Source organism: Streptomyces sp. NPDC107546, assembly GCF_055639175.1.
Genome location: NZ_JBVKBA010000052.1, coordinates 1 through 25,726, shown reverse-complemented (window position 1 = coordinate 25,726; position 25,726 = coordinate 1). Strand labels below are relative to the sequence as shown.

The 25,726-nt window shown below is 67.9% G+C and carries 22 protein-coding genes and 3 pseudogenes; 12 read left to right on the top strand and 13 right to left on the bottom strand.

The genetic code is table 11. The annotated features are described in order from the left end of the window. Positions 1-61: 61 nt before the first annotated feature. Positions 62-2,455 (bottom strand): Orn/Lys/Arg family decarboxylase, encoded by a 2,394-nt coding sequence (locus ACZ7L1_RS36885; RefSeq protein ID WP_471443778.1) that lies wholly within the window; start codon positions 2,453-2,455, stop codon positions 62-64. A 512-nt stretch (positions 2,456-2,967) separates the two neighbouring features. Further along, a pseudogene (locus tag ACZ7L1_RS36880) lies at positions 2,968-3,221 on the bottom strand (transposase). 43 nt (positions 3,222-3,264) lie between these two features. Between ACZ7L1_RS36880 and ACZ7L1_RS36875 the strand changes: the two are divergent. Then, positions 3,265-4,488, top strand: coding sequence for an RNA-guided endonuclease InsQ/TnpB family protein (locus ACZ7L1_RS36875; protein ID WP_471443776.1), 1,224 nt, complete (start codon positions 3,265-3,267; stop codon positions 4,486-4,488). 39 nt (positions 4,489-4,527) lie between these two features. On the opposite strand, the gene ACZ7L1_RS36870 is transcribed toward ACZ7L1_RS36875, so the two are convergent. Then, the gene (locus ACZ7L1_RS36870; protein WP_471443774.1) at positions 4,528-5,106 is read right to left on the bottom strand and encodes an ATP-binding protein; all 579 of its coding nucleotides are present in this window, start codon (positions 5,104-5,106) and stop codon (positions 4,528-4,530) included. A 13-nt stretch (positions 5,107-5,119) separates the two neighbouring features. Between ACZ7L1_RS36870 and ACZ7L1_RS36865 the strand changes: the two are divergent. From ACZ7L1_RS36865 to ACZ7L1_RS36835, 7 genes and pseudogenes are all read left to right on the top strand, one after another. Further along, a pseudogene (locus ACZ7L1_RS36865) lies at positions 5,120-5,557 on the top strand (IS607 family transposase); the annotation flags it as partial. Continuing rightward, positions 5,550-7,190: a nuclease/transposase family protein gene (locus ACZ7L1_RS36860; protein WP_471443772.1), complete on the top strand. Its 1,641-nt coding sequence runs from the start codon at positions 5,550-5,552 to the stop codon at positions 7,188-7,190. The pseudogene ACZ7L1_RS36865 and the gene ACZ7L1_RS36860, both read left to right, overlap by 8 nt. Before the next feature lie 101 nt (positions 7,191-7,291). After that, entirely contained in the window at positions 7,292-8,167 is an 876-nt protein-coding gene (locus ACZ7L1_RS36855; RefSeq protein ID WP_471443771.1) for a PhzF family phenazine biosynthesis protein, read from the top strand. Between the two features lie 60 nt (positions 8,168-8,227). Next, positions 8,228-8,674 carry a LysR substrate-binding domain-containing protein gene (locus ACZ7L1_RS36850; RefSeq protein WP_471443788.1) on the top strand — a complete coding sequence of 149 codons (447 nt, stop codon included), beginning with the start codon at positions 8,228-8,230 and terminating at the stop codon, positions 8,672-8,674. Between the two features lie 527 nt (positions 8,675-9,201). Further along, a complete protein-coding gene (locus ACZ7L1_RS36845) occupies positions 9,202-9,930 on the top strand; it encodes a hypothetical protein (protein ID WP_471443769.1) in 729 nt (242 codons plus the stop codon). 488 nt (positions 9,931-10,418) lie between these two features. Continuing rightward, positions 10,419-10,826 carry a hypothetical protein gene (locus ACZ7L1_RS36840; RefSeq protein WP_471443767.1) on the top strand — a complete coding sequence of 136 codons (408 nt, stop codon included), beginning with the start codon at positions 10,419-10,421 and terminating at the stop codon, positions 10,824-10,826. 83 nt (positions 10,827-10,909) lie between these two features. Then, a complete protein-coding gene (locus ACZ7L1_RS36835; RefSeq protein ID WP_471443786.1) occupies positions 10,910-11,890 on the top strand; it encodes a DUF5996 family protein in 981 nt (326 codons plus the stop codon). Positions 11,891-12,383: 493 nt separating this feature from the next. On the opposite strand, the gene ACZ7L1_RS36830 is transcribed toward ACZ7L1_RS36835, so the two are convergent. From ACZ7L1_RS36830 to ACZ7L1_RS36820, 3 genes are all read right to left on the bottom strand, one after another. Beyond that, positions 12,384-12,632 (bottom strand): hypothetical protein, encoded by a 249-nt coding sequence (locus ACZ7L1_RS36830; protein WP_471443765.1) that lies wholly within the window; start codon positions 12,630-12,632, stop codon positions 12,384-12,386. 270 nt (positions 12,633-12,902) lie between these two features. Then, a complete protein-coding gene (locus ACZ7L1_RS36825) occupies positions 12,903-13,904 on the bottom strand; it encodes an IS481 family transposase (RefSeq protein WP_471443763.1) in 1,002 nt (333 codons plus the stop codon). Between the two features lie 88 nt (positions 13,905-13,992). Continuing rightward, positions 13,993-14,886, bottom strand: a complete 894-nt coding sequence (locus tag ACZ7L1_RS36820) for an NAD(P)H-binding protein (RefSeq protein ID WP_471443761.1) — start codon at positions 14,884-14,886, stop codon at positions 13,993-13,995. A gap of 45 nt (positions 14,887-14,931) precedes the next feature. Here ACZ7L1_RS36820 and ACZ7L1_RS36815 point away from each other — a divergent pair, with 45 nt between their 5' ends. Together ACZ7L1_RS36815 and ACZ7L1_RS36810 are read left to right on the top strand one after the other, a co-directional pair. After that, complete coding sequence (locus tag ACZ7L1_RS36815) at positions 14,932-15,306, top strand: MerR family transcriptional regulator (RefSeq protein WP_237514721.1); 375 nt, start codon at positions 14,932-14,934, stop codon at positions 15,304-15,306. Between the two features lie 178 nt (positions 15,307-15,484). Then, the gene (locus tag ACZ7L1_RS36810) at positions 15,485-15,760 is read left to right on the top strand and encodes a hypothetical protein (protein WP_471443759.1); all 276 of its coding nucleotides are present in this window, start codon (positions 15,485-15,487) and stop codon (positions 15,758-15,760) included. A gap of 200 nt (positions 15,761-15,960) precedes the next feature. Here ACZ7L1_RS36810 and ACZ7L1_RS36805 read toward each other — a convergent pair whose 3' ends face one another. Continuing rightward, positions 15,961-16,866: a tetratricopeptide repeat protein gene (locus tag ACZ7L1_RS36805; RefSeq protein WP_471443757.1), complete on the bottom strand. Its 906-nt coding sequence runs from the start codon at positions 16,864-16,866 to the stop codon at positions 15,961-15,963. A 237-nt stretch (positions 16,867-17,103) separates the two neighbouring features. On the opposite strand from ACZ7L1_RS36805, the gene ACZ7L1_RS36800 reads away from it, so the two are divergent. Further along, positions 17,104-17,274 carry a hypothetical protein gene (locus tag ACZ7L1_RS36800; protein WP_471443755.1) on the top strand — a complete coding sequence of 57 codons (171 nt, stop codon included), beginning with the start codon at positions 17,104-17,106 and terminating at the stop codon, positions 17,272-17,274. A gap of 362 nt (positions 17,275-17,636) precedes the next feature. Here ACZ7L1_RS36800 and ACZ7L1_RS36795 read toward each other — a convergent pair whose 3' ends face one another. The 5 genes and pseudogenes from ACZ7L1_RS36795 to ACZ7L1_RS36775 all read right to left on the bottom strand — a co-directional run. After that, positions 17,637-17,762: a hypothetical protein gene (locus ACZ7L1_RS36795; RefSeq protein WP_471443753.1), complete on the bottom strand. Its 126-nt coding sequence runs from the start codon at positions 17,760-17,762 to the stop codon at positions 17,637-17,639. A gap of 143 nt (positions 17,763-17,905) precedes the next feature. Beyond that, a complete protein-coding gene (locus ACZ7L1_RS36790; protein ID WP_471443751.1) occupies positions 17,906-18,763 on the bottom strand; it encodes an aldo/keto reductase in 858 nt (285 codons plus the stop codon). A 277-nt stretch (positions 18,764-19,040) separates the two neighbouring features. Continuing rightward, positions 19,041-20,078, bottom strand: coding sequence for a low-specificity L-threonine aldolase (gene ltaE / locus ACZ7L1_RS36785; protein ID WP_471443749.1), 1,038 nt, complete (start codon positions 20,076-20,078; stop codon positions 19,041-19,043). Between the two features lie 474 nt (positions 20,079-20,552). Beyond that, entirely contained in the window at positions 20,553-21,203 is a 651-nt protein-coding gene (locus tag ACZ7L1_RS36780; RefSeq protein WP_471443747.1) for a hypothetical protein, read from the bottom strand. Between the two features lie 849 nt (positions 21,204-22,052). Beyond that, positions 22,053-22,238 (bottom strand): annotated as a pseudogene (locus tag ACZ7L1_RS36775) (Sir2 family NAD-dependent protein deacetylase); the annotation flags it as partial. A 145-nt stretch (positions 22,239-22,383) separates the two neighbouring features. Between ACZ7L1_RS36775 and ACZ7L1_RS36770 the strand changes: the two are divergent. Continuing rightward, positions 22,384-23,622 (top strand): hypothetical protein, encoded by a 1,239-nt coding sequence (locus tag ACZ7L1_RS36770; protein ID WP_471443745.1) that lies wholly within the window; start codon positions 22,384-22,386, stop codon positions 23,620-23,622. A 351-nt stretch (positions 23,623-23,973) separates the two neighbouring features. On the opposite strand, the gene ACZ7L1_RS36765 is transcribed toward ACZ7L1_RS36770, so the two are convergent. Then, positions 23,974-25,389 (bottom strand): vanadium-dependent haloperoxidase, encoded by a 1,416-nt coding sequence (locus ACZ7L1_RS36765; RefSeq protein ID WP_471443743.1) that lies wholly within the window; start codon positions 25,387-25,389, stop codon positions 23,974-23,976. Positions 25,390-25,726 lie beyond the last annotated feature (337 nt).

The window sequence follows — 25,726 nt, the reverse complement described above, 5'->3', positions numbered from 1 at the left end:
CGGCTCGGGCCGCCCTCAGTGGTGCCGCTGGAGCGGATCGCCTGAGCCCGCCTGGGCGTTCTCACCTCTGGAGGCCTCCGAGCCGCGCCGCTGGGCCGGTGCTGCGGCTCGGAGGCCCCCTGAGCCGTTCATCTCTTCGTGCTGTTGCGGCTGCGCACTCGATCAGGTAGTCGCCGGTCTCCGGGGCGAGGGTCACCCCGTGGGTTTCGCTGCGGAACCCGGGGAACCGCCGGTCGAAGGACTCCAACGCGGTGAGGTAGCGCAGCAGGGGGCCGTCCTCGGCGCCGACGCTTTCGCCGGGCATCAGCACCGGGATGCCAGGCGGGGTGACGGTGACCATGGCGGCCGCCACCCGGCCGGGCGCATCGGCCAGTCGCACGCGCTCCGTGCCGCCGCGGATCAGGCGCTGGTAGCACAGCTGCGGAGGGGCGACCGGCTCCGGCAGCTGCTGGAAAGCGGTGTCCAACAGCTCGACCAGGCGGACCGAGCGCAGGTGGTCGTGCATGTCCTGGCACAGCTCGCGCACGGTCCGGCCGGAGTAGTGCCTCGGATGCCGGGCGACCAGTGCGGGCAGGACGCGGTCGAGCCGGGCGTCACCGTCGTAGAGGGCCTTGAAGTCCATCAGGGCGTCCAACAGCGTCCCCCACTTGCCCTTCGTGATGCCCATAGAGAACAACACCAGCGTGGTGTAGCTGTCGGTCTTCTCCACCACGATGTTGCGGGTGGCCAGATAGGCGGTGAGTACACGGGCCGGGATGCCCCAGTCGGCCATGTCACCGGTGGCGTTGATTCCCGGGCAGGTCAAGGTGACCTTGATCGGGTCGAGCATGCAGTAGCCCTCGGTCAGCCCGGGAAATCCGTGCCAGGAGGCTCCGGGCTCCAGGTGCCAGCAGGACGGCTCGGTGCGCAGCAGGTCGGGTGGCGCCTCGTCGAAGAGCAGCCGCTCGCCGCTCGCCGGGTCGGTCACCGTTTCCGGCTGCCACACGCCGAAGAACCAAGGCGGACGATCCCCGGCGGCCTCGATGCGCCTGCGGATACGCACCATTTCCTGGCGGAACCGAACTGCCTCGGTCACCGCCTCGTCGACCAGCCAGTGCCCCTGCGGCCCGTCCATCATCGCGGTGGCCACGTCCAACGAGGCGATCATCGGATACAGCGGCGAGGTCGTGCCGTGCATCATCAGCGTCTCGTTGAACCGGTCGTGCTCCACCGGGGCCCTGGGCGCCGGCCTGATGTGGACCATGGCGCCCTGCGAAAGTGCGGCCAGCAGCTTGTGGGTGGACTGAGTGGCGAAGACGGTGGGCCGTCCAGGGCCGGGGAAGTTCTCCGGCCCCACCGACATCCCGTAGCGACCGGCGTAGAGAGGGTGGAAGCGTGCATAGGCGAACCACGCCTCGTCGAAGTGGAGCCGGGGCGTCGTGTCGGCGAACGCCCGTGCCGCCGCGACGGCGTCGTAGCACAGGCCGTCGTAGGTGGAGTTGGTGAAAACGGCGTACTCCACGTCGGGGGAGAGGGCACCTCGGACGAGCGGGTTGGCGGCCGTCCGCGCCGCCACCCGGCCCGCCTCGATTTCAGCCGGGGGCAGCGGCCCGGCCAGGCCATAGCCGTTGCGTGTGGGAATCAGGTACACCGGACGGGCCCCGGAGACGACCAGGCCGTGCAGGACCGACTTGTGGCAGTTGCGGTCCACCAGCGCGATCTCGTCACGCGTGACGCTGAAGTGGCCGACCAGCCGGTTGCAGGTGGAGTCGCCGTGCAGGACGAAGTAGGTGAGGTCGGCGCCGAAGACACGGGCGGCGTTGCGCTCCGCCTCGCCGATCGGCCCGGTGTGCTCGAACAACGAGCCGAGCTCCGCAACGGAGATCGACAGGTCGCTGCGCAGTAGCCGCTCCCCGAAGTAGTCGTGGAAGGCACGGCCCACGGGTGACTTCAGGAAGGCGACGCCTCCGGAATGGGCCGGAGTGTGCCAGGAGTACTCGTGCGCGTCGTCGAAACGGCGCAGCGCCTTGAAGAACGGCGGCAGGACGGCTTCCCGGTATGCGCGGGCAGCGGTCGTGACCCGGCCCGCGATGAACGCCGGTGTGTCCTCCAGCGGCCACACATAGCCCACCACCGACTCCGACACCCACAGCGGCAGGTCATGCACGCCGTCGTCCGCCATGACCAGGAACACCGGCAGGTCCTGGAACCTGCTGCCGAGCCGGCGCAGGACCGCCGCACCGGCCGGCTCGCCGTCCGCGCCGCGGCCCGGCGGAAGGTCCCACGCCACCAATGCTGCGGCCAGACCGGCCTCGGTACGCAGCACCGCCTCGGCGTCGCCGGCGCTGACCGCCCAGCGGACCCCGAACCCTCCGATCTCGATCGCCTCACGGATCTTCACGAGTTGCTCGGCCTGAGCGCCCTCGCCCTGCGGATGCGCCCCCACCGCGATAAGGATCTTGCTGCTGTCGGCCATGCCGCCCCTCCCCGGTGGCAGGTGCCACCTCGGCCAGTGTTGGGACGGCCACCCCGGGTCGGTGCATACCGGAGGGACAAACCACCCGGACGCCGGAAAGCGCTCGCCCGGCGTTGACCTTGGCGTCCCCGTCATGAGCCTCGGCCTGCGGAGTGGTTGCCGCACCCTGGCGTCCGGCTGAATCTCACCCCGGGTACGGTGCCCGGCCCCGTGCCACGGCCGCTCTCTTGACGGAACCAGGGACAACGGCAGCGCTTGCCTGATGGAGTGATGTGCTGAAGGCACTGGTGTGGTGCGTGCCCCAGTTCCGGACTGATCTCTCAGGGCGAGGGGCGAGAATGCTGTCGGAGACAATGAGCAGAACCATTCATCAAGAGCGTCGCTGCTTCGTCACGCTAGCCTCGCTGCTACCGGTGACTTGGCCAGTGCGCCGCCCTTCAGGGCGGTGGTGAAGGCCATCCTCGGCCGGAGGCGCGCAGCGCCGGAGTTCGCTGCGCCTCCGGGACCTCAGCTCAGGCCGGGCGGTTCTGCTGCTCGATGTACTGACGGACGACTGACGGGGGCGCCCCGCCGACCGACCCGGCGAAGTGGGAGCCGGAGCACAGTCGTTGAGCGCGCCAGTAGTGCCGTTCCAGTTCGGGGAACTCTTGGCGCATGTACCGGGATGAGACGCCCTTGAGGGAGTTGACCAGCTTTGACAGAGCGACCTCGTGACGAAAACCAAATGGGCATGCAGTAGGAACGCGCAATGTCTGCCAGTTCGTATCTCTCCATCCCCAGCCGTAAATCAAGTATGTATGGTGATCGTTATGCAGCTCAGGTACAGCTTCCGCCTGTACCCGAACGGGCCTCAGCGTGCCGCGCTGGCCAGGGCGTTCGGGTGCGCCCGCATCGTGTTCAACGACGCGTTGCGCATCCGCAAGGACGCCCGCGAGAACGGGCTGCTGTACCCGAAGATCGGGGACCTGTCCAAGCAGGTCATCACCGAGGCCAAGAAAACTCAGGCGCGGGCCTGGCTCGGCGAAGTCTCCGCCGTCGTCCTCCAGCAGTCCCTTCGGGACCTCGACACCGCGTACTCCAACTTCTTCGCCTCCCTCAAAGGCGCTCGCAAGGGACCGAAGATCGCCGAGCCCCGGTTCAAGTCCAAGCGGGACAACCGACAGTCCCTACGGTTCACCGCGAACGCCCGCTGGTCCATCACGCCCGGCGGGGACCTGCGCTTGCCGAAGATCGGGGACGTGCGGGTGAAGTGGTCCCGCGCCCTGCCGTCCACCCCGTCCACGGTGACCGTGATCAAGGACGCCGCAGGGCGGTACTTCTGCTCGTTCGCCGTGGAGACCGACCCGCAGCACCTTGCTCCGGTCACGCCCGAGGCCGGCATAGATCTGGGCCTGGGACACTTCGCCGTCCTCTCCGACGGCACGAAGATCGACAGCCCGCGCTTCCTACGCCGGGCCGAGAAGCGCCTCAAGCGCGCACAGCAGAACCTCAGCCGCAAGGCCAAGGGATCGAACAACAGGGAGAAGGCCCGGCTTCGCGTTGCCCGCGCTCACGCACGGGTAGCCGATGCGCGGCGAGAGTTCCACCACCAGCTCTCAACGAAGATCATCCGTGAGAACCAAGCGGTTGCCGTTGAAGACCTGGCGGTCAAGGGCCTCGCCCGCACCAACCTGGCCAAGTCCGTCCACGACGCCGGATGGTCGGCGTTCGTGGCGATGCTGGAGTACAAGGCCGCCAAGTTCGGCCGCATCTTCCACCGCATCGGCCGGTTCGAGCCGACCTCTCAGGTCTGCTCGGCCTGCGGCGTCAAGGACGGCCCCAAGCCCCTCCACATCCGCGTCTGGACGTGCGGGGCCTGCGGGACCGTCCTGGACCGAGACATCAACGCGGCAGTCAACGTCGCCAAGGCCGCCGGACTGGCGGTATCAGCCTGTGGAGCGCAAATAAGACCGGTGCCCGCACCGGCGCAGCGCGTTGAAGCAGGAACCCACCGAGACGGTCAGCCGACCGTGGCAGGAATCCCCGGACTTTAAGCCGGGGAGCGGAAGTCAACGAGGAAGACTCGCACTGGATCAGTTCGCGCTGCCGCGTTGGTCATCTAGGCGGACCTCCAGGTCAGACCAGTGCGCGGTCCACCGCGTCAGATCGTCCACGGTCAACGACCCCGGCGGGCAGAGCGACTCGGCCGGTAGAAAGCGGACGAGCGTCCCGGTGGTCCCGTCGGCCTCAAGGGGAATCAGGTCGGTCACTGGAACACCGCGCTCACAGCGCTGGCTCCAGGCCCCGTTGCGACGGCGGTTGGTGTGAATCAGCCACTCGCTGAGCGCCGCTACGACGGGCATGCCGCGACGCGGATGCCCGTCTGGAAGCCGCTCTGCATCCGGGGAGTCGAAGAACCGCAGGTCCTTCGACGCCATCACCGGCTTCTTAACGATCCGACCGTGATCATCGACGCGAGTGTCGGTGCCGCGTCCGTTGTCCGCCACGGACACAGAGCCGTCGCGGTGCAGAGTGATCAGGCATCGGGCCCCCGCTCGACTCGATGCCTCATCGGCGGCATAGGCAACGACTTCAAGGACGAGGTGCCCTGGGCCACAGGGAGCAAACTCCTCCGGCCAACGTGTGGGGCCGCGCACGATCTTGGTGAACATCGAGGCGAACACCGCGCCGGAAGCGGTGGGCGGTCTGGGCCTGTATGCCCGTGTCTCCTCACATGATCAGAAGGCTGACCTTGAGCGGCAGGTGGCCCGGCTGAGTCGCTGGGCCACGACCACGGGCCGTCCGGTGGTCCGGGTCGAATCGGAGATCGCGTCCGGCATGAACGGGGCGCGGTCGAAGGTGAAGCGTCTGCTGGCCGATCCGGCGGTGACTACGGTGGTGGTCGAGCACAAGGACCGGTTGGGCCGGATGAACGTGGAGCTGATCGAGGCCGCGCTGTCCGCGTCGGGCTGCCGGTTGGTGGTGCTGGATGACGGTGAGGTCGAAGACGATCTGGTGCGGGACATGGTGGAGGTGCTGACGTCGTTCTGCGCCCGCCTGTATGGCCGCAGGTCGGCGAAGAACCGGGCTGCGAAGGCTCTTGAGGCGGCTGCGAATGGCTGAGCCGAAGAAGCTGCTGCGGGAGATCGCCCGTCCGTTCGTCGCCGATGGTCCGTCCGGTGTGTCGATACGCGACCGCCTCAAGGGCCTGAGCGATGTGGACGAGAAGGTGTTGCGTCTGGTCGGCGAGCACATGGGGCGGCTTGCGTCCGGTGACCTCGCGGCCCGTGTCCGCGACGCGGGCGACCACCGGAACGAGACGTGGGCAGCCCGCAAGCGGGAACTGACCGCGTTGTCGTCGTCGCGGTGGGCCGGGTCGGTCACCTCCAACACGCACGACCAGTGGGGCCTTTCCCGCCGCGCCCAGCACGCGCATCTGCAATCCCTGGACGCCGGTATCCGGATGCTCCGGCACCGGCTCGCCCTCCCCATCGCAAAGAAGGGCTCCGAGGGCAAGCCCGGCGGCTACCGATCCAAGCACGAGTGGTTCCACAAGACGCGCCGCCTGCACATCCTTGAGACCGAGTACGAGCGCATCCGCGCTGATCGGGAGGCGGGGAAGGTCTCCGTGGTGCGCGGCGGCCGTCGGCTGCTGAACCAGCGCCACAACCTGACCGCCGCGAACAAGACACCGCAGAAGTGGCGAGCCGAGTGGGAAGCCGCCCGCTGGTTCCTCACCGCTGACGGCGAGTCCGGCAAGCGCTACGGCAACGAGACGATCCGGGTCACCCCCGATGGCGAGGTCAGCATCAAGCTGCCCGCCCCGCTCGCCGAGTACGCCAACGCCAAGCACGGCCGGTACGTGCTGACCGCGAAGGTCGCGTTCCCCCACCGGGGCCACGAGTGGCGCACCCGTGTAGAGGGCAACCGAGCCGTGGCCTACCGCATCCACCTCGACGTGACGAAGGGCCGCTGGTACCTGGACGCTTCGTGGAAGCGCCCCGACCTGCCCGTCATCCCGCTGGACGCCCTGCGCGCCGACGGTGTGATCGGTGTGGACATGAACGCCGACCACCTCGCCGCCTGGCAACTGGACAAGCACGGCAACCCGATCGGCGAACCCCGCCGTTTCGACTACGACCTGTCCGGGTCGGCCAGCCACCGTGATGCGCAGCTCCGTCACGCCCTCACCCGACTCCTCCACTGGGCAAACGCCACAGGCGTTCAGGCCATCGCGATCGAAGACCTCGACTTCACCGACTCCAAGACCCGCGAGAAGCACGGCCGCAAGAAGCGGTTCCGGCAGCTCGTCAACGGCATCCCCACTGGCAAACTCCGCGCCCGGCTCCTGTCGATGTGTGCGCAAGCTGGTATCGGCGTGATCGCAGTCGATCCCGCCTACACCTCGGTCTTGGGCGGCCGGCACTGGCAGAAGCCGCTGACCGCCAAGGACCGCAAGACTTCCCGACACGCCGCCGCATCGGTGGCGATCGGTAGGCGTTCCCTCGGCCACCGGATCAGGCGACGGACGGCACCGCCCCCTGCACACCAGAGCGATGTGCAAGGGCATCGGACCGCCCAGGCCCGACCCGGAGACCGAGGGAGTGAGGGAACCCGCCCCCGCGTACCCGGACCACGCCATCAACGTGTAACGCCGGACACGGAGCGAAAGCGGGAACCCAGGACACCCAAAACCGTTCGGGATGTCCCAGTTATCCAGGATTGGGTCCAAGACTCACTCCTGATCACTGATTAGGAACGGTGGGCTTGTGTCGATGTGCGGCTCGCCGCAGGGGCCCATCTCCGCCTCCACTCGCGTCCAGGAACACCCGGGGCCCGCCCCGCGTTGCCGCAAGTATGACGATGAATGCATCGCGACCCGAGGTACTGCGATACACCGCCTTCTCCAGCACCCCCGACGGTGGAAACCCCGCCGGCGTCGTTCTGGATGCCACCGGCCTGGACGACAGTGACATGCTCGCTATCGCCGCCGACCTCGGATACTCGGAGTCGGCGTTCCTGACCGCGCCCCCGGAGGGCCTCGGCGGCCAGGAGGGACGGGCGTACGGCATCCGTTACTTCAGCCCCAAGGCCGAGGTGCCATTCTGCGGGCACGCCACCGTCGCGACCGCCGTCGCGCTCGCCGAGCGGATAGGCCCCGGGGAACTGGTATTCGCGACGCGCGCTGGCGTCGTACCGGTGGAGGTGGCCGAAGAGGGCGGGACCGTCAGGGCCACACTCACCAGTGTCGAGCCGCACATCGAGGAGATCGCCGACACCGACCTCACGGAGGCGCTCGCCGCACTCGGCTGGCCAGCCGCCGACCTCGACCCGACCTTCCCGCCCCATATCGCGTTCGCCGGTGCCCGCCATCTCGTTCTCGCGGCGGCGACACGCGCGCGCCTCGCAGATCTCACGTACGACTTCACACGCCTCGAAGCCCTGATGCACCGCTTGGATTTGACCACGGTCCAGTTGGTATGGCGGGAGTCGGCCACCGTCTTCCATGTCCGTAACCCGTTCCCCGTCGGCGGCGTCGTCGAGGACCCGGCAACCGGCGCTGCAGCCGCCGCGTTCGGTGCGTACGCCCGTGAGCTCGGCCTCGTCCCCAAGGACGCCGTCCTCACCCTGCATCAGGGCGAGGACCTAGGCCGCCCTGGCGAACTCACCGTGACGCTGCGCGCGGGTGACCCGCGCGTCCGTGTCAGCGGCACGGGAGCTCGCATCAGCTAAAGCGCCCGTCCAGCTCGGTCCAGTCGGTCTCAGCCCACGGAACACCCCCGCGTAGGTGACCTGGAGCTGGAAACGGTCCGGCTGCTCGACGAACCGGTGGTGGTGGCCGTGCCGCTCGGCCACCACCTGGCCGCCCGCGCCTCGGTGGGCATCGACGAACTCGCCGACGAGCCCTTCATCACGACCCGTCAGGGGCACTGGCAGCGCCGGCTGCTGGAGCGCCTCTTCGCCGGACGCGGCCTGGTGCCGCGGATCGTCTGCGAGGGCGACGAGCCCCGCGCCATCCAGGAGCTGATCGCCGCCGGGCTCGGCATCGGCCTCAACCCGGCCTTCGCCCGCCGCCTCGCCGAGCGCGTCCCCGTCGCCTGGGTCGACATCGACAACCCCGACTGCCGCCGCACCCTCACCCTCGTCCGGCCCGCCTCCAGCCACCCGTCGGCCGCGGCCCGACTGATGCGCGACACGATCACCGGCTGGGACTGGAGCGGTGGAGGAGCGGTCGGATGAGGATCACGCCCGGTCGGCGGCCTTCAGGTCCACGATCACGCCACTGGAGACTCAAGCCCCATCGCCTGCCGGCGAGTAGCAAACCACCCCTCATCCCACAGGGCCTTGCGCGGCCTGCGGCCCGCCGACTGGAGCAAGACCGCACTCCCGCGCTGGACCGTGTATGACCTCTCCGCCCGCATCCTCCGCGACACCACGGCCGCCTCGATCGCGCCGCAGGTGGATACCGGCGTGTCTTCACTCCCGGAGAAACGCTGGAGGCGTTCATCCACCGCACCAATCAGGAATGGGTCGACCTCCATGCCGACGACAGCCCCGCCTCGCTCGTCATACCTGGCGGTGGCCGGGACCCAGCTCGTCCTGGTCGCGCGCTGAGCAGGTGAGTCGAGGGGTTGATACCCCGCCGGAAGTACGGGGAGGGCCTTCCTGCGTGGGACGCCCGACACAAGCCGCTCTGTGATGGTGAAGGCACCGGGGGCGGGACTTCCGCTCCGGCGCCGCCACTTACCTCAGGAAGGCTCGCCTCCATGACCATCGCCACGCGAACCCGCACCAGCGCGCAGCGCCGGGAATTCGGCGCTCTGAGCGGTTTGTTGTACGTCCTGTTCTTCGTGGCCAGTCTCGTCGTCGCCGGAGCGCTGGGCCCCTCTGGCACGGTAACGCCGTACTCCAGCGACGCCGATGTGCAGGCGTATCGGATGAAGGATCCAGCCGCGCTGGAGAATCTGTTCCGAGTGCTCGGCCTGCTTCAGGGGCTGTCCGCCCTCGCACTGCTGGCGTTCGTCCCTTACCTGGCCGGGTTCGTGCGCAGGTACGGCAGCGAGGGCCGCGCGGGTGCGGTCCGCGCGCTGGCCACGGTCGCCGGAGCGCTGCTCCTGCTCTCCGCAAGCACCAGCTGGGTTGTGGCCCAGATCGGTTCCGGGGCACAGTTGTCCACCTTCCGGGCCGTCTCCGACCTGTCCTTCATCACCGGTGCGGGCCCGGCCATCGCCCCCCTTGGCGCGGCGGTCTTCCTGGTCGCCGCGACGGCACGTGCCAGCCGCGCCTTGCCCGCATGGGTCGCGTGGAGCGGCATGGTGATCGGTGTGGCCGGCGTGCTGTCGATGAGTTCGCTGGTAGCCGAGGGCGGCTCGGTGTTCATTCCGATCGGTCGTTTCCTCGGCTTCCTCTGGTTCATCGCGGTCAGCGTGCTGCTGTCGCGGCGCGGCGGGCGAACGGGTGAGCTACCAGGTGCTGGCATACAGCGGCATGCGTGAGACCGACGCGTACCAGGGGAGTCGGAACCGGATCCGCGACATCAAAATGCGGGACGTTGCACAGCGGGCAGAATGCCCTCGCGGAAGCACCGCTGGCAGGCATTGGAGCGCGATGCGTACTACCGCGCTGACTGCTCAGCCTCGCCCTGTCCACGAGGGAGCAGGGTCTTTGGAGTGATCGCGGTTGGGTTCGTTCGCGTGTGATGCGACGCCATGCCCCTTGGTGCACCCGGTAGACAGCGCAGACAGGGACCCGATGATCATATGGGTGTCAAGTCCGTTGACGGCCGAGCGAGCCGTGCCTGCCCCTGCATCGTCTGTCTCCTTCGATGCCTGGGGGACTCGCCCTGTCAACGCTGCGCGAAAAGTGACCCTCTGGCAGTCTCCGAAAACTGACCCCCGGTTGTGTGAGGCTCCGGTCCAGGTCCGGAGACGTTGATCGTCAGTGGCGGTACTTCTCTGCCGCCGATGATGAGTCCGCCGTTGCCGTGATCGAGGCTGGCGGACCGGTCCGTGCAGGGCTGGACGTGATCTTCCTCAAGGACATCGATCCGGTCGATGCCATCGCCCAGGTCGAGGCTGTGATGTCGGGCTGCAGTTATGAAGAGGCAAGCCAGCGCCCGAGGGTGGGACAGCTGTTGTCCTCTGAGGAGGTCGACAGCCCGTTCGTCTTGACCGTGTCGGACACGCTGTGCGATGTCCTGGTCTCCGCCTCCGGGGATGACCTTGTGGCCGCGGCCGAGGCTTGGTCTGCAGCCGGTGGGGTTGTGGGACTCGATGTGGCGACGGGCCTCGCCGCCTGTGGTGTGACCGGGCGGTTGGATCACTGTCCTCGCGATGCAGGCGCACCGGCTGCTGGTGGAGCATGCCAAGCGTCCCGGTCCCGTGGCCGGTGAGGCGCGCCGGGTTGCCTGAATCTTGGACTGAGGGCAACGTGGTCGATATCGGTCAGTTGTCCTGGGAGGAGTGTGCTGTGGCCATGGCCTCCCATGGGGCGTCGCGGACGATGTGGCCGCGGCTGCGGGTCGTCGACTGGACCGAGACCCGGGACACACTGCACATGTGGACCCAGATCGTCGGCAAGATCCGGCTGGCCCACGCGCCCCTGGTCAATCACTGGTGGCAGGTCACCTTGTACGTCAGCCCGCGCGGCCTGACCACGTCGGCGATCCCCTACTGCTCAGGGGTCTTCGACATCGAGTTCGACTTCCTCGACCACCAGCTGCATGTCCGCAGCAGCGACGGCGCCAACCGGAACGTGGCCCTGGAGTCGAGACCGGTGGCTGACTTTTACCGCGAGACGATGCATGCCCTGGGTGAGCTGGGTATTGAGACAAAGATCCAGGCGTCTCCGAACGAGGTGGACCCGGCGATCCCCTTCGATGAGGACTATCAGCACGCTTCCTACGACCCGAGCGCCGCACAGCTCTTCTGGCGGCAGTTGCTGCAGGCCAACCGGGTGCTGGGGGAGTTCCGCTCGTACTTCGTCGGCAAGGTCAGCCCGGTGCACTTCTTCTGGGGTGCCATGGACCTGGCCTCCACGAGGTTCTCAGGGCGGGAGGCCCCGCCGCATCCCGGCGGCGCCCCGAACTGCGGTGACTGGGTGATGATGGAAGGCTACTCCCGCGAATTGAGCAGCTGTGGTTTCTGGCCCGGCGGCGGCGAAGAGGGGGCCTTTTACTCGTACGCCTATCCCGAGCCGGATGGCTTCGCCGCGCAGCCGGTCACCCCGGCCGACGCGTTCTACAGCCCTGACCACGGCCAGTTCCTTCTGCCGTACGAGGCGGTGCGTACTGCGGCCGACCCGGACCGGGCAGTGGCTGGTTTCCTGCACACGACCTACGAGGCTGCTGCGGAACGCGGCGGCTGGGACCGGGCGGCCCTGGAAGAGGACCCGAACCGGTGGCGACAGCACCGTAGAGCGTCACCGACGGCGAGCGGGCATGACGCTCAGAAATGAGCTGGCGGCAGCGGTGGACCGCCCCCGAGGCGGGGCCGGCCCGTGGCGTGCGTTTCGCCGGGACCTGCGACCCCGGCGTTGGCCTCACCGCCTGCTGTCACGATCTGCACCCGCATCTTGGTATCCACGCTGATCAACCGCTGACCGCCGGCCTGACGGGCCGTCACCTGCTCGTTGACGTAGGCAACTGGCCGTCGCGGTTCGGGTGTCGGGACCACTGGGACTCTGAGGGCGGCCATGGCGCCCGTGTGACCGCCCCGGCACGCTCAGCGTGGTCCCCGAAACCGAAACGGCCCGGGTGAAAGCGCCGGGGCCGTCCTTTCAGGCGCAACTCACGTGAGAGCGCGCGACCCACAATCCACGGTACACCTGCAGGTAGTTTCCGACGTGATTTCGTAGGCTGACGCCAAGCATGAGCACATTCTGCTCGGACCTCTAGCACCGACGACCGGGACCAGCAGCCGACAGCGCCCGGCCGCCGACAGAGTGCTTGCTATTCCGCATTACCGTGCCACTGCCCCTGGACACGGAACCAGGGCCCGGGAGCGTAGATCGATTCGACGACAGCGGCTTCGCCTTTGGTCACCCTGAGGATCCGCAATGCGCCGCTCGGAAGCAGGTCGTACTCATACGTGGCGGGCGATTCACCTTCCGTGATGTCCTCGTAGGAGATATCTGCAGCCGCCAGCTCCGCGTATTCCTTGGGGGGCCGGTTTTCCACCAGCTTGATGAACACGCTCATACCTCGACGATAGATCCCTCGCGGTTTTCTCGCATGACATGCCAGAGTCACCGCCGACGGCCGCACCGCCGGACAGGAGAGGGTGCAGCAATGTCGCTGTGCGCAACAGACCAACTCCTGCTGACGAGGAGATCCTGCATGTCCCAGACCGCCGCAGCGCGGCCCGTCACCGCGGCGGCTCCCGCGAGCCACGGCATATCGCGCGCTCTGACCCTGCTGTTGGCGCTCGCACCGGTGGCGATCGCCGACGTGTACTACGCCCAGCCACTCCTAGATGTAGGAGGCCAGCACGTTGGTGACACCGCTTTGGAGCCGCGACGCTGGTGGCCGGCCGCCAGCGGTGCCGTGAGGCCGGTGGTAGTTGTAGTGGATGTTCCACACGCCGAGGGCGGCTGCTCGTTCGTCTTCGGAGTTCCATTCGCGGGCGTAAAGGAACTCCTCTGCCAAGATCCGGTTGTAGCGCTCCACCTTGCCGTTATGCCGCGGCGTGTAGGGCGTGATGCGCTGGTGGCGTGACCCGAGTAGCGCTCGGGCAAATGCGTCGGCGCGGTAGCACGCTCCGTTGTCCGTGAAGATCCGCTCGATGTGGGTGATGCCGTGGGCGGCGAACCATGCGCGGGCACGGTGCATGAATGCGTTCGCAGTGACGGCCTTCTCATCAGGCAACGCTTCCGTGTATGCGAGCCGACTGAACCCGTCAACTGCGGAGTGGAGATACGCGTAGCCGCCGCGTTTGCTCTTCTTCTTCAGTCGATCGGCGTTCTTGGCCCGCTCGCTCCCGCGGCCGTGGACACGCCAACCTCCGCCGTCGGGGATCCGGCCGACCTTCTTCACATCGACGTGGACCATGTGGCCTGGCCACCTGGCGTTGATCCTGCGAGGTTCCCGATTCTGTTCGCCGTTCGGGGCGATGAACTTGCGATGGTTGAGCCCGAGCCTCGCCAGGTGCCGGGTCACTGTGCGGCGGCTGACGGTGATGCCCTGAGCTTGGAGTTCGAACGCGATCCGCGACGCTGACCACTTGTTGCTGCGCCGAAGGTCTGCGATTCGGGCCACGACTGTGGCGTCTGTCGCGGCGGGTTGACGGTGTGGTGTCGAAGAACGGTCGAGCAGGCCGATTGCCCCGTAGCGGCGGTAGCGGTTGACCCACTTCGATGCACAGGCGCGCGAGATCCCCATCTCGGCGGCGACGTGCGCTATTGGACGAGTCTGGCAACGCTCGACAAGTCGGCGTCGACCTTCGACGGTCAGTGGAGCATTGGCGTGCCTCATGGGCAGTTTCCCGTGACGGTTTCGACATTGTCGGGGAAGCGATCTTCGGCGGTCATCACACCGGTTAGAGACTGACTGATGGGTGTGGTCATGGCCGCGGGCCGAACTCGGTGCTGTGGTCTATGGCCCACTGCGCAAAGGGGCGGGCCGGCCTACCGGTCAGGCGCTCGACATCATCGGTGACAAGGCGCGATTCAGGTCGCCGCGTTGACGCCGTGATGAGGGCCTCGACCAGCCGTTCGGGACGGCCGTCCGCGAGCATTCGTGCGCGCGCGATATCCGCGGGTACCGGCTCGAAACGCAACTTTCGCCCGAGGGCGGCCCCGAGGATTCCGACCTGGTCGGCCCTGCTGAGCGGCTCGGGCCCGGTCAGCAGGTAGGGGGAGCGATCCGAATCGTCCTGGCGTCGAAGGAGCACCTCCGCGGCTGCGGCCGCGACATCACCCTCGTCCACGACGGCTGTGCGCGCTATATCCGGACCTCTAACCACGTCCCCTGCGCGCAGCTGTGCCGCCCAGCCCCGGGTGTTGGACGCCAGCGTGTCGCTGCGCAGCACGGTGGGGTGCAGGCCAGCATCACGGAGCCGGCGTTCCATGTCCGCGTGCACCTGCACAATCGGGTCGCTTTGGCGAAATGAGGCGTCATCGATCGCAGTCGAGGAGAGGTAGACGACGCGCGGTGCTGCTGCGGCGAGTTCTGCGATCAGAGGCTCGGCGGGGGCGGTGTCGAGCAGCGGCCATATGAGGAAGACGGTGTCGATGTCGTCGAGCGCCGCACGGACGGAGTCGGCGTCGGTCAGGTCACCGCGCACCGACTCGATGCCGGGTCGCGGGCCAACACGGCGACGATCGAGGCATCGCACAGCTGCTGCGCGCGCATGCAGCCGGGCCAGGAGCTCACGGCCGAGGTTGCCCGTCGCGCCGGTGACCAGGACCGATCGGGAACAAGCAGGAGTGGGCGGGGTGCGAGAACTGTCAGGCATGCTGGGGAGGCTAAAGGTTCAGGTCGACATCAAGGCAAGGGCGGAATGGCGATAACGATCGGCGAGGCGGCTGCGCAGCTTGGAGTCGAGGCCCATGTCCTACGGCACTGGGAGCACGTCGGAGCACTCACGGTGCACCGGGACGCGAACGGTTACCGCCTCTACGACCACGACGTCCTGGAGCAGGCACGAACCGTGCTGAAACTGCGACAAGTCGGGCTCTCGTTGCCAGAGGTCACCGCAGCGATGTCCCCGAAGAAGTCCGCGGCGCAGGAGGTCGTGCGCGCGAAGATCGCTGCGCTCGAAAGTGAGGTCCGCAGCAGACAGCAAGCGATCACCTTCCTCCGGCACACCGTCGAGTGTCGCCATCGGTACCTCGAGGAGTGCGCGGACTGCGCGACATTCGTCTGGGACCCTTGATCATCCGATGTGAGGAATTCTCGGTCGATGACCATAGCCCTTGATCAGTAGCAAGTGAGAACCGACATCAACGTCTTGGCCCGCATCACCTAGACGTGATCGCGCGCTCCCTGGGCACTTCCGCGGGTGCCCCCGGTGTCATCGTCACCCAACTCGGCTTCGCTCTGGGCCTGGTGTTGTGCTTCCGCCGGCGGACATCGTCGAGCGCGGGTCCCTGCTGACCGTTCTGCTGCTGCTCGACGCCGCCGCCCTCGCCGCGGTCGGCTTCGCTCCCGGACCGGCCATCGCCCTGGTCGCCTTTGCCGCGCTGGGCCTTGCGAACGTCGCAGCCCGGGTGCTCGTGCCCACCGCGGCCACCTCACCGACGACGCGCAGCGCGGGCCCGCCGTGGCGACCCTCATCAGTGGCCTGCTCACCGGCATGCTGCTCGCGCGGACCATCGCCGGTATCGTGACCGAACTTGTGTACTGGCGCCCGCTGTTCCTCGGCGACGCCCTCCCCGGCCGGCGAGTCGGCTATGGCGAGGTACTGCGCTCCACGGTCCGCATCTACCGAGCCGACGCCGCGGTCCGCGTCCGCTCCGCCTACGGCGCCCTGGGCTTCGCCGCGTTCAGCATTGCTTGCTGGAGCTGCTGTTCGTGGAGGAGCGGAGCCTCAGCTGTTCTGGATGCGCCGGGCCGCAGCCACGAGTTCGACAGGCAGCGCGGGACCAGCACACGCGTGATCAATCAGCAGGTCCCGGTACGAGTCGTTCGGCAGATTCGGCGCCAGTTCGATGAGTTCGCTCAGATCGGCACGCGAGCCGGTCAGTCGTGCACGGTAGGCAGCCCCGGCCGCGCGAAGTGAGAGCTCAGCCGGCTCGTACCTCATCCCCTGATCGATCAGCCGGACCGCAGAGGTGAAGTCGCCCTGCTCAGCACGCACATCGGCCAGGTCGAGATAGAGTGACCAGTTGGCCGGTTCCAGGGCAAGAGCGCGCTCGAACGCCGCCACGGTCTGCTGAAGATCACCCAGCTTGCGCCACGTGCCCGCTCGCACAACTTCCGTCAGCATGATCCGCTCAGCGGAGTCCGCCTGGTCGCAGAGGGCAAACGACGCATCGGTGAGACCGCATGCCCGCAGCAAGATCGCCATCTTGGCCAACGCCTCCGGCAACGGCTGGCGGGCAGAGACCGCGTCGATGGCTTCGAACCAGGGCCGAAATCGTTCCCGCATGCTTTCGGTGTCCAGATCATGGCCATAGTCCATCGTCCGCATGGCGGCCTCGGCCAGCGCATCGGCACTCACCACACCGAGAAATCGTTCATCGCCGAACCAGGGGGCTTTGGCCCAGGCGATGTCGGGTCGCGCACCCGTGACCGATCCGATCGCAAGCGCCGCGCCATCCATGTCGTCCTGAAGGAAGCTGATGTACGACTGCGCCAGGACCGTCCTCAAGGAGTCGGCACCCTGAACGACCTCGGTCAGCTCCGACGGCTTGTCCCTCCACAACTCGGCAAGAACCGCATAGGGCTCGGGGTTCTCAGGTGCGGAGGCGATGGCACCCGCCAGATAGTGCACGGCTGCTGATGGGCTTCCCCCGCAGTGCGCCATCACCCGCGCGAGACCTACTCCAGCTGCTACCGCCCGATTCGACATCGTCCGAGGGTATCCCGGTCCGGCCTCTGTCGGCCGTCCCCCCATGGCTCGCTGGACACGATGCCATGATCATGTTGTGACAGGAGTGACGGCTTTCCGGTTGTCGGTCATGCCGCCGATGACAAGTCTCCGCTTTGTGCAGGCGCACATCAATCTGGAGTGCGGACGAGCCTCCGGCTGTACCCGGACAAGGGCGTGGACCCGCGCGCAGGGGACTTCTTCCCTCCGGTCGGCGGATTCCGTGTGTCCCACTGCTGCATCCCGACGACCGACGACCGGCGGCCGTCGGTCGTCACCGCGCCGCGGCTCGGCGAACTGATGGACCCGTAGGTGCCGGGGCACACGCGAGCGACACCTTCGACGCGGTGTACGTCATCTCGGGAGAAGTGAGCCTTGAGGTGGGCGACGGCTCCAAGACTCCAGCGAGCCGGCGATCTGCTGATCCAGAACGGCACGCGCCACAAGCGGGCGCACACAGACACCGGAAAACGCCGAGTTGCTCCTCCTCCTCGTCGGTGCGTACCGGAAGGCTGCCTGACCCGCGCGCTCTGTCCCGCAGGCAGGTGGACCACGTCGGCTGAGCGAGTCAGGTACGGGCGCTCGCGGTAGGAACGGCAGAAAGGGCTGGGCAGGCGGTTCGCTGCGGCCTGCCCACCCCCTGGCCGTGCATCACGCCACCGGCTCTGCGTGCCTCAGAGCACGTCGTCGGCCTCCTGGGCCTGGTCGTAGGTGGCGCGCGCCGCTTGCACCTGGTCGGCGCGCTTCTCGGTCGCCGAGTCAGCGCGAGCCCAGCGCAGGGGGCTGTGGTCCCGCCTCATCTACGTCTCCGGCGCGCTCGGCATCATGGAGAGCAAGGCCGAAGCCGCCCAAGGACCGACGGGCGACGGCTGCCACCGGCTCGGCGATCCTCGGTGGAGCCGGCTCGGTGGCCGAGCCGGCGTCACGGGCTAACCGCACAGTGTCACACGGCGTCCAGCTCGGCGATTTCCTCGTCCGTCAGCTTCAGCTCGGCAGCCGCCGCCGAGTCACGAATGGTCTCCGGCCGGCTTGCGCCGGGGATCGGAACGACGATCGGCGACTTCGCGAGCATCCAAGCCAGGCAGACCTGCTGCGGGCTCACCCCGTGAGCCTCGGCTACGCGCGCGAACGGTGCGTAGGCAGAGCCCAGTTCGCGCGCACGGGAGATGCCGCCCAGCGGGCTCCACGGCAGGAACGCGATGCCGAGTTCGTCACATAGCTGAAGCTCCGGCTCGCTGGAGCGGAAGGCCGGCGAGAACTGGTTCTGGACGGAGACCAGGCGGCCGCCGAGGATCTCGCCCGCCTGCCGGATCTGGTCCGGGTCGGCGTTGGAGATACCGGCCATGCGGATCTTGCCCTCGTCGAGGAGTTCCCGCACCGCACCGACCGATTCGGCGTAGGGGACCTTGGGATCGGGACGGTGGAACTGGTAGAGCCCGATGGCCTCCACGCCAAGGCGGCGCAGGGAGGCTTCACAGGCCTCCTTGATGTGCTTGGGGGAGCCGTCCTGCGTCCAGCTGCCGTCTCCGGGACGCAGGTGGCCGCCCTTCGTGGCGACGAGGACATCCGCACCCAGCGCATGGGAGGCGAGAGCCTTGGCGATCAGGGTTTCGTTGTGACCGACTTCACCGGCGTCCCGGTGATAGGCATCAGCGGTGTCGATCAGCGTCACGCCGGCGTCGAGCGCGGCGTGAATGGTGGCGAGGGAACGTGCCTCCTCGGGGCGGCCCTCGATCGACATGGGCATGCCGCCCAGGCCGATCGCGCTGACCTCGACGTCACCGATGCGGCGAGTGTGCATGTGCTCGAGACCTCTTTCGACTTACGGGGAACTGATGCCGACCAACACCTGCGGTAGGGGCCCGCGGCGGCATCGGCACAACCCAGCGTCGTGGAGCAGCAGCCAGGGGTCCAATAGAAGAAAGCGAACGCATTCAGCAGCGAGTCATCTGAATGGGGCGACCTTCACAACGCTCACCGATTGCAGCGCAAGCCAGACCGCGCGCAACGGCCATGCCGCTGGGCGAGATCCGACTGCGGAAGTCTCGCGGCAACGCGGGTGCGTGCATGGCTGCCCGTCAGGCGATGCTGTCGGCCAGGGTCTCGCGCACCACGATCGCCGCGCGCTCCGCATTCTCCCGCGAGACGTCGAGGTGGAACACGAACCGGAACTGCGGTCCGCCCGTGCACAGCACACCCCTGGCAGCCAGCCGCTCCACCAGGTCCTGCGGCGTGACGCCCGCGACGGCTCGTGCGAACACCATGTTGGTGCGCGCCGCGCCGACCTCGAGTCCCGGTACGCCGTCGAGGGCTTCGGCGAACAGCGCGGCGTTGGCGTGGTCCTCGGCCAACCGCTCGACGTGGTGGTCCAGCGCGTACGACGCGGCCGCCGCCAGTACTCCCGCCTGCCGCATGCCTCCGCCCAGAACCTTCCTCCACCGCCGGGCCTCACTGACGAATTCCCGGGAACCGAGCAACACCGAGCCCACCGGTGCTCCCAAGCCCTTGCTGAAACACACCGACACGCTGTCGAAATGCTCCGCGATCTTCCGCGCTCCGTCGTACGGATCGCCGCCGCCGGCCACCGCGGCGTTGAACAGCCTGGCCCCGTCCAGGTGCGTCGCCAGTCCGTGCTTGCGGGCCACGGCCGTGGCCGACTCCAGATACTCTGGAGCGATCACCATGCCTCCGAACGTGTTCTCCAGACACAGCAGCCGGGTCCGCGCGAAATGCGGGTCCTCCGGCTTGACCGCCGCCTTGACGTGCGTGAGGTCGAGTGTCCCGTCCTCCTGGTGCGGCAACGGCTGCGGGTGAATCCCGCCGAGCGCCGCCGCCCCGCCGCCCTCGTGGGAGTAGACGTGCGCGTTCCACCCTGCGATGTACTCGTCACCACGCCCGCAGTGACTGAGCAGTGCGCACAGATTGCTCTGGGTGCCTGACGACACGAAGAGCGCGGCGGGGAAGCCGAGCAACTCCGCCAACCGTTCCTGCAAAGCATTCACGGCGGGATCGTCGCCGAACACGTCGTCCCCCACGTCGGCCCGCGCCATGGCGGTACGCATCGGATCGGTGGGGCGGGTGACGGTGTCGCTCCGCAGGTCTATGACGTTGTTCATGCCTCCTTCCTACCTGGCCACCGTCCGGGGAGCATCGGCGGGGCGGCCGCTCCGCGTCACGTACTGGCCCCCGAGACCCACGCAGGCGAGGGCACGGTGCGGGAGGACGTCATGCGGATGCGGGCGGCTGGGCACCGGACGTGTGCCCCAGGCGCGCTGAGAGAGTCTGCGCCGCCTCGCTCACCACGGCGCCGAAGAACGGCTCGGATTCGTCGGTCAACCGGCCCATCGGCTGGCTGGTGTCATCCATCCTGTGGCTGACGCCACACCCGCCCGCACCTGCCAGTAGGCGAGGCTTTGGCGCACTACACAGATGTAGAGGTGGTCGGGGTCCAGTACTCGCACCATGTCGCCGAGCAGGGCCGGTTGAAGGCGTCTGCGGCACCCGCCGCAGCTTGCCTTCCCTTGGGCCAGTGAGCGAAGGCGTGGCGGGTGGCGAGGGTGTCAGAGTGGCCCGTGCGAACTGTCAGCGGTTCACTCGGCTTGCTCCGACGACTGCTCGTCGTTTGCCGGCATGGCTGTCTGCTCGGCCGCACCGGGGGCGGTGTAGAAGACGGAGCTGCCCTGCTTGGTCCGCTGGGCCTGGTTCTTGGCGACGAGGCCTTCGAGGGTGGTACGCACGACGGTGGCCTTGATGCCGCGCTCGGGGTGGGCCTGGCCGAGTGCGGTGGCGACTTCGGCGGCGGAGCGCGGTTCGCTCTGTTCGGTGAGGTGGCTGCGGACGAGTTCGACCAGCGTGGGCTGGGCCGCCTTCGCGACTGCGGCCGTGTCGCTGGGCTTCTTGGCCGCCGACTTCTTGCTGCTCGTGGAGCCCTGCGTGAGAGCTGCCTTCTTCGCGCGCGTCCGTTTGCCCGCGCCGGGCTCAGCAGAGGTCTTCTTGCGCGGAGCAGGCACCGCGGCACCGTCCGAACCGGCTGTGGGCTGAACCGGCGCCGGCGAAAGCCCAAGGACCTGCTGCACCTGCATCAGCACGGAGTGGTCATGCTGCAGCGCGGCCAGCTGCTCCTGCAGCGCGGTGATCTCGGCACTGATACGTTCCTGCTCCTTGGCGTTGCGTTCGAGGTCGCTGGTTACCTGTGCGGCGTACTGCGATGTCAGTTCAGTGCCGGAAGTCGTGTTGGACATGGGTTGGCCTTTCCCTGGGTTTCCTGGCCGTGCGTGCAGCACCTGTGGTGCGGGCGCAGAAAGCCAAGTGTTTGTGGTTTCGGGTTGGGATCCGAGCGGCAGTGGAGATGACTGCTGCGCGTGGCCCGGCGTAGAGATAGTACGGATGGGTGGAGCCTGTTGCTCTTCTTGAGTCACGTCTATTTCTCAACCTGAGCTTCACCGTTCCCATGAGTGAGGCTGCCTGGGGCGTGCAGCGGGACGACTTGCGGACTGTTGGTGGGGGAGTTGCCACAGGACTTCGTCGGTGTCCCGGCTGTGCTGCCAAGCGGTCAGGATCCCGGTGGCCGCCAACCGATCGAGGAGGTCCGCGGTCTGGTGGGGTGAGTGTCCGCACAGGCGGGCGAGGACGTGGATGTCGGTGCTGTGGTGGACCTGGGTGGAGCTGTGCGCGGCCAGCACCAGCGCGGTCAGTCGCAGGGCATGCGGTGCGGTAGGCGGCGCGGGACGCAATGCCCAGTGCGCGGCACGGCGGCGTGTGGCTGCGACTGGGAGCCTGGTCCAGGACCGTGGCATCCAGCAGCCGCACCTTCAAGTGGGCCGGCCTGACATCCGGCATCTCGAGCCAGCCGCTGTGAGCGAGTTCCTCCCGTTCCCTGCGCCCGCGCAGACGCATGCCGCTCAGCAGACCTGCCGGCAGCCCGACCTGACCGCGGTTGTCGGCCCGCAGAGCACACTGCAGGGCAGCAGCCGGGCGGCAGGTGAGGTGAACCGGGGCAGTGCGGCGGCGAGGTAGGTGAGCATCTCCCGCACACGCACTCGCTGGTCGAACTCGGACTTGGGCCCGCTGAGCGGGGGAGTCGACGGGCAGTGGGGTTCAAGGACCTTGCGGGCGGGCATCCCGGCGAGCTGGTGCAGCCCGTCCACGTTCTGCGTGATCACTCGCACGGGTACCCCGGACCGCTCCAGCTCGGCCACGGCCCGGTGCGCGGCGTTCGCCTCGGCGTTCAGGGTCCGGTTCTGCCGCCGCATCTGCCACGAGCGCCGTCGGATCTCTGTCTACGTCCAGCAGGTCGCCGCAGGCGGCGGCGTCGTGGGGCCCGCCTTCGACATCAGCTACTCGCTGCAGCCGAGCGGCTCCACAATGACCAGTTCCTTGTCCGGGAATGCCCAGTCATCCACATACAGTTACGACTTCAATGTGCCGCAGTACGCGGCGGAGCCCAGCGCGACCTGGGCGGTCGTCAGGGTCACCGCCGCGGACGATCAAGGGAACACCCTGACGGTCGACAAGGGCGGGCTCTCGGAGTTCGCGAGCACTGTCACGGCCAAGGAGTTGGTCGACTCGGCCGGGCCGACGTACGCAGGAGTCTCCCTGCTGTCCGACCAGCCGACGTATCTCTGCAACGCGGCCAAGCCCGTCACGGTGGCGTACAGCATCGAGGTCGTCGATCCGGAGTCGGGCTTCTACAAGGGCGAGGTCACCGTCGCCGGGCCGGGCGGGCAGACGACATCCGGCAAGCTCAAGGTGATGACGGCCGGCGATGGCACCACCTCCTGTGGTCCCAACACTGTTGGCTGGGGCAGCAACGACATCATCTGCAGCGTCTCGGTCACCATCCCGGCCGGAGCCGCAGCCGGTACGTGGTCCGTCTCAAGGATCAGGCTGACCGACAACGCGGGAATCACTTCCGTCTACCGAAACCTGAACCTCGCGCCTGTTCAAGTCACTCAGAACGCGAGTCTGCAGGCCAGCGACTTCTCCATTTCACCAACGGCCGTGAACAACTGGTCCGCGCCGCAGAAGCTCTCGATCACGATGAGACCCAACGGCGTGCGCCAGGGGCTCGCTTCGGCCACCGTGTGGACAGACACGGGCTGCGGTGGATCGGTCACCCGGGCGCCCGTCATCAGCGCTGACGGCACGATCACGCTCTCCGCCACCATGTTTCAGACTTACGACAAGGAGTGCACCATCACAGGCATTGCGCTCGTGGACGGTGCCGGTGACGTGGCGGCGTACGGTTCATACTTCGATGGGCCGGACCTGAACCTGGTGGCCACGCAGATTCCGGACACCGCGCCGCCTGTGGCGACCTCTGCATCGTTGAGCTTCACAACGGTTGCGGCCAGCGCCCTGCCCCGGAACGTCGTGCTGTCCGCTGACGTGACCTCCTTCGCGGGAGTCAATGGGTACAGCCTCACCATCTACGATTTTGCCGGCGATCCCGTCGGCGGGAGCTACGGCGGCCTCTCCGCGGTGACCGACGGGATCGTGCAGATAGTGGCTGGCCTGCCCCAGGGCCTGACGCCTGGCGTCTACACCATCGGCTTCACGCTGACCGACGAGGGCGGACTCCACGCGCAGTACGGATACCCCAACGATGTGGGTTCCCCGGCCCCCAGCGGACCGTTGCAGATCACGGTGACCGACTCCTGAAACAGCAAGTCCCGGAGGCGTGGCGGTCCAATCGCCCGCCACGCTCTTCCTCCGGTTTTCGACTCATGTCCGATCCCCGCTCGGGGCACCTTAATTCGGAAGCCCCGAAGGGGACCAGGAAGCCTCTGCTCGGTGGAGACACCGGCGCCGCTGAGCACGGCGACGAGGGGCTTGTCCATGTGCCCGAGAGTAGAACGCCCATCCGCTCGGGACGAACGGATATCCAGGCCTGCGCCCTCCGCCGGTTTCGCCGGGCGGCGGAGGGCGCAGGGACCGGGTGCCGACCCGTGCCGGTCGGCCGGTACCGCGCTGCGGTCCCGCGAAGCTCTCACGCGGCGAGGTGTGTGCCGTTCACCGTCGCGGCGGACGGCCGGGACTCGTCGGCAGCATCGTGTGGGCGACCAGGTAGTCGGCGACGTCGCTACCGACTGCCAGCCCGCCGCTGAGGTCCCAGCGGTAGTGCACGCCCAGCCAGAGCCGGCTCAGCGCATCCTCACGGGCGGCCTGGCTGAAGCTGGTGAACGACCGGTTGGCCATGAGCGCGTGCGGATCCTCGGTGTGCGCGGTGAACGAGACGCTGTCACGGCCGAAGAAATGCCTCATGGCTCCCGCCCAGGAAGCCGCGAGGCCGGCGTGCCCGGACGTCCAGGAGGGGAAGCACGGCGTGAACGGTGCTCCCGAGCGGTCAGCGCTGAGCGGCTGCCAGGTCGCGTTCGCGCCACCCAGGGCGTGGATCGCGGTCACCGGCCGCCACAGCTTGATCGGAGTGTCGTACTTGGTGTCCCACACCGCGATCGCGGCATCCGCCATCGCGAGCGACACCAGCGCGTACAAGCGGGCCGTCTCGTACGTGTCGAGCCGGAGCCCTCCGGCGACGATCCCGGTCAGCTCGAGCAACTGTCCCGGGGGCTTGTAGGTGCCGTCCAGGTCGTTGGCCCAGAACCAGGCGGCGGCCGTCTGGTCGCGGGTACGCTCGGTGGAGTCGACGGCACCGAGCCGTCGTACTTCCTCGACCTGGGCCGGGTAGTCCGGGCGGGCCAGCACATCGGCGTAGGTGGCGCCCAGGGCGGCAGGCCGGAACTGCGAGCCGCGCCGGAGCACGAACGGCCTGACCATGCCCCAGTAGGGGGTGACCGCGTCGCTCGGCTGCCGGCAGCTGCCGCCGGTCGGTCGCCAGGCGCCGGGCGTGGTGGTGTCGCCGTTGTAGACCTGCGTATTGTCCGAACCGTCGTCGGCGCGGGCTTCGTTGATCTGCCTCACCACCGGGTCGACCACGAGTCGGTCGAGGATGTCGAACGAACCGGGCGCGGCGCCGGTCCGGGCGGTGAACCGGGCGTCGATGTAGGCCTGGTCGCCCGGGAAGAGCTGCGAGATCATCCGGTACGCCGTGCGGTCGATCAGCCGCTCCTCCTCGTCCGGACGCCGTTGCGGCGGTCGATCCGCATACCTCAGCGGCCGGTTGAGGTACGGCTGGTACCTCATGGTTCCGTACTTGTACTGATACGCGCTCTCCGCGTTGTAGATCGCCGCGTGCACCATCGCGGCGGCCCTGGTGAGCCTTCCGGGCGCGGCGTCGATGCCCCGGGCATCACGGAAGGTCTGGAGCAGGACGTTGTCCCAGTACCGCGTCGGATCGTCGTTGCGGTTCGGCGCCGCGGCGGCAGCCGGCTGGGCACCGGCGGCCACCGGGCTCAGCCCGGCGAGCAGGCAACCGGTCACGACGGCGGTCCCCAGCCGTCCCAGGCGCCTGCCGACAGGGGGGTTCAAGCGTGTGGGCTCGGGCTTCGCCGCCGACCGCTGACTGTGCTCGGACTCAAGGGGCACGACATTTCCTCTCCACGCCGATGATCACCAGCGGGAGCGTAATGTCGGACAGATGGGCAGAAGGTGGGACGCGCCGTAATTATCAGATAATCATCCTTTAATGTGATCTTTCTGTATATAACCATCTGTTTCCGTCTGGGTCCGGTCAGCCGACCCGGTGCCCGTTCTCCAGCTCCGCCGTGCCCGTTCTGGTAGCCCATGTAGAGGGTCCCGCCCGCGCCGGTGCCCACACTGGGGTCGGAGTCGCCGGGGGTGCTGGCGGGGTTCTTGCGGACGGTCC

Excerpts from the sequence above, each read along its gene's own strand:
- ACZ7L1_RS36885 (WP_471443778.1), bottom strand. The coding sequence starts at position 2,455 with ATGGCCGACAGCAGCAAGATCCTTATCGCGGTGGGGGCGCATCCGCAG.
- ACZ7L1_RS36875 (WP_471443776.1), top strand. The coding sequence starts at position 3,265 with ATGCAGCTCAGGTACAGCTTCCGCCTGTACCCGAACGGGCCTCAGCGT.
- ACZ7L1_RS36870 (WP_471443774.1), bottom strand. The coding sequence starts at position 5,106 with ATGTTCACCAAGATCGTGCGCGGCCCCACACGTTGGCCGGAGGAGTTT.
- ACZ7L1_RS36860 (WP_471443772.1), top strand. The coding sequence starts at position 5,550 with ATGGCTGAGCCGAAGAAGCTGCTGCGGGAGATCGCCCGTCCGTTCGTC.
- ACZ7L1_RS36855 (WP_471443771.1), top strand. The coding sequence starts at position 7,292 with ATGACGATGAATGCATCGCGACCCGAGGTACTGCGATACACCGCCTTC.
- ACZ7L1_RS36845 (WP_471443769.1), top strand. The coding sequence starts at position 9,202 with ATGACCATCGCCACGCGAACCCGCACCAGCGCGCAGCGCCGGGAATTC.
- ACZ7L1_RS36835 (WP_471443786.1), top strand. The coding sequence starts at position 10,910 with ATGGCCTCCCATGGGGCGTCGCGGACGATGTGGCCGCGGCTGCGGGTC.
- ACZ7L1_RS36830 (WP_471443765.1), bottom strand. The coding sequence starts at position 12,632 with ATGAGCGTGTTCATCAAGCTGGTGGAAAACCGGCCCCCCAAGGAATAC.
- ACZ7L1_RS36825 (WP_471443763.1), bottom strand. The coding sequence starts at position 13,904 with ATGAGGCACGCCAATGCTCCACTGACCGTCGAAGGTCGACGCCGACTT.
- ACZ7L1_RS36820 (WP_471443761.1), bottom strand. The coding sequence starts at position 14,886 with ATGCCTGACAGTTCTCGCACCCCGCCCACTCCTGCTTGTTCCCGATCG.
- ACZ7L1_RS36815 (WP_237514721.1), top strand. The coding sequence starts at position 14,932 with ATGGCGATAACGATCGGCGAGGCGGCTGCGCAGCTTGGAGTCGAGGCC.
- ACZ7L1_RS36795 (WP_471443753.1), bottom strand. The coding sequence starts at position 17,762 with ATGAGGCGGGACCACAGCCCCCTGCGCTGGGCTCGCGCTGACTCGGCG.
- ACZ7L1_RS36790 (WP_471443751.1), bottom strand. The coding sequence starts at position 18,763 with ATGCACACTCGCCGCATCGGTGACGTCGAGGTCAGCGCGATCGGCCTG.
- ltaE (WP_471443749.1), bottom strand. The coding sequence starts at position 20,078 with ATGAACAACGTCATAGACCTGCGGAGCGACACCGTCACCCGCCCCACC.
- ACZ7L1_RS36780 (WP_471443747.1), bottom strand. The coding sequence starts at position 21,203 with ATGTCCAACACGACTTCCGGCACTGAACTGACATCGCAGTACGCCGCA.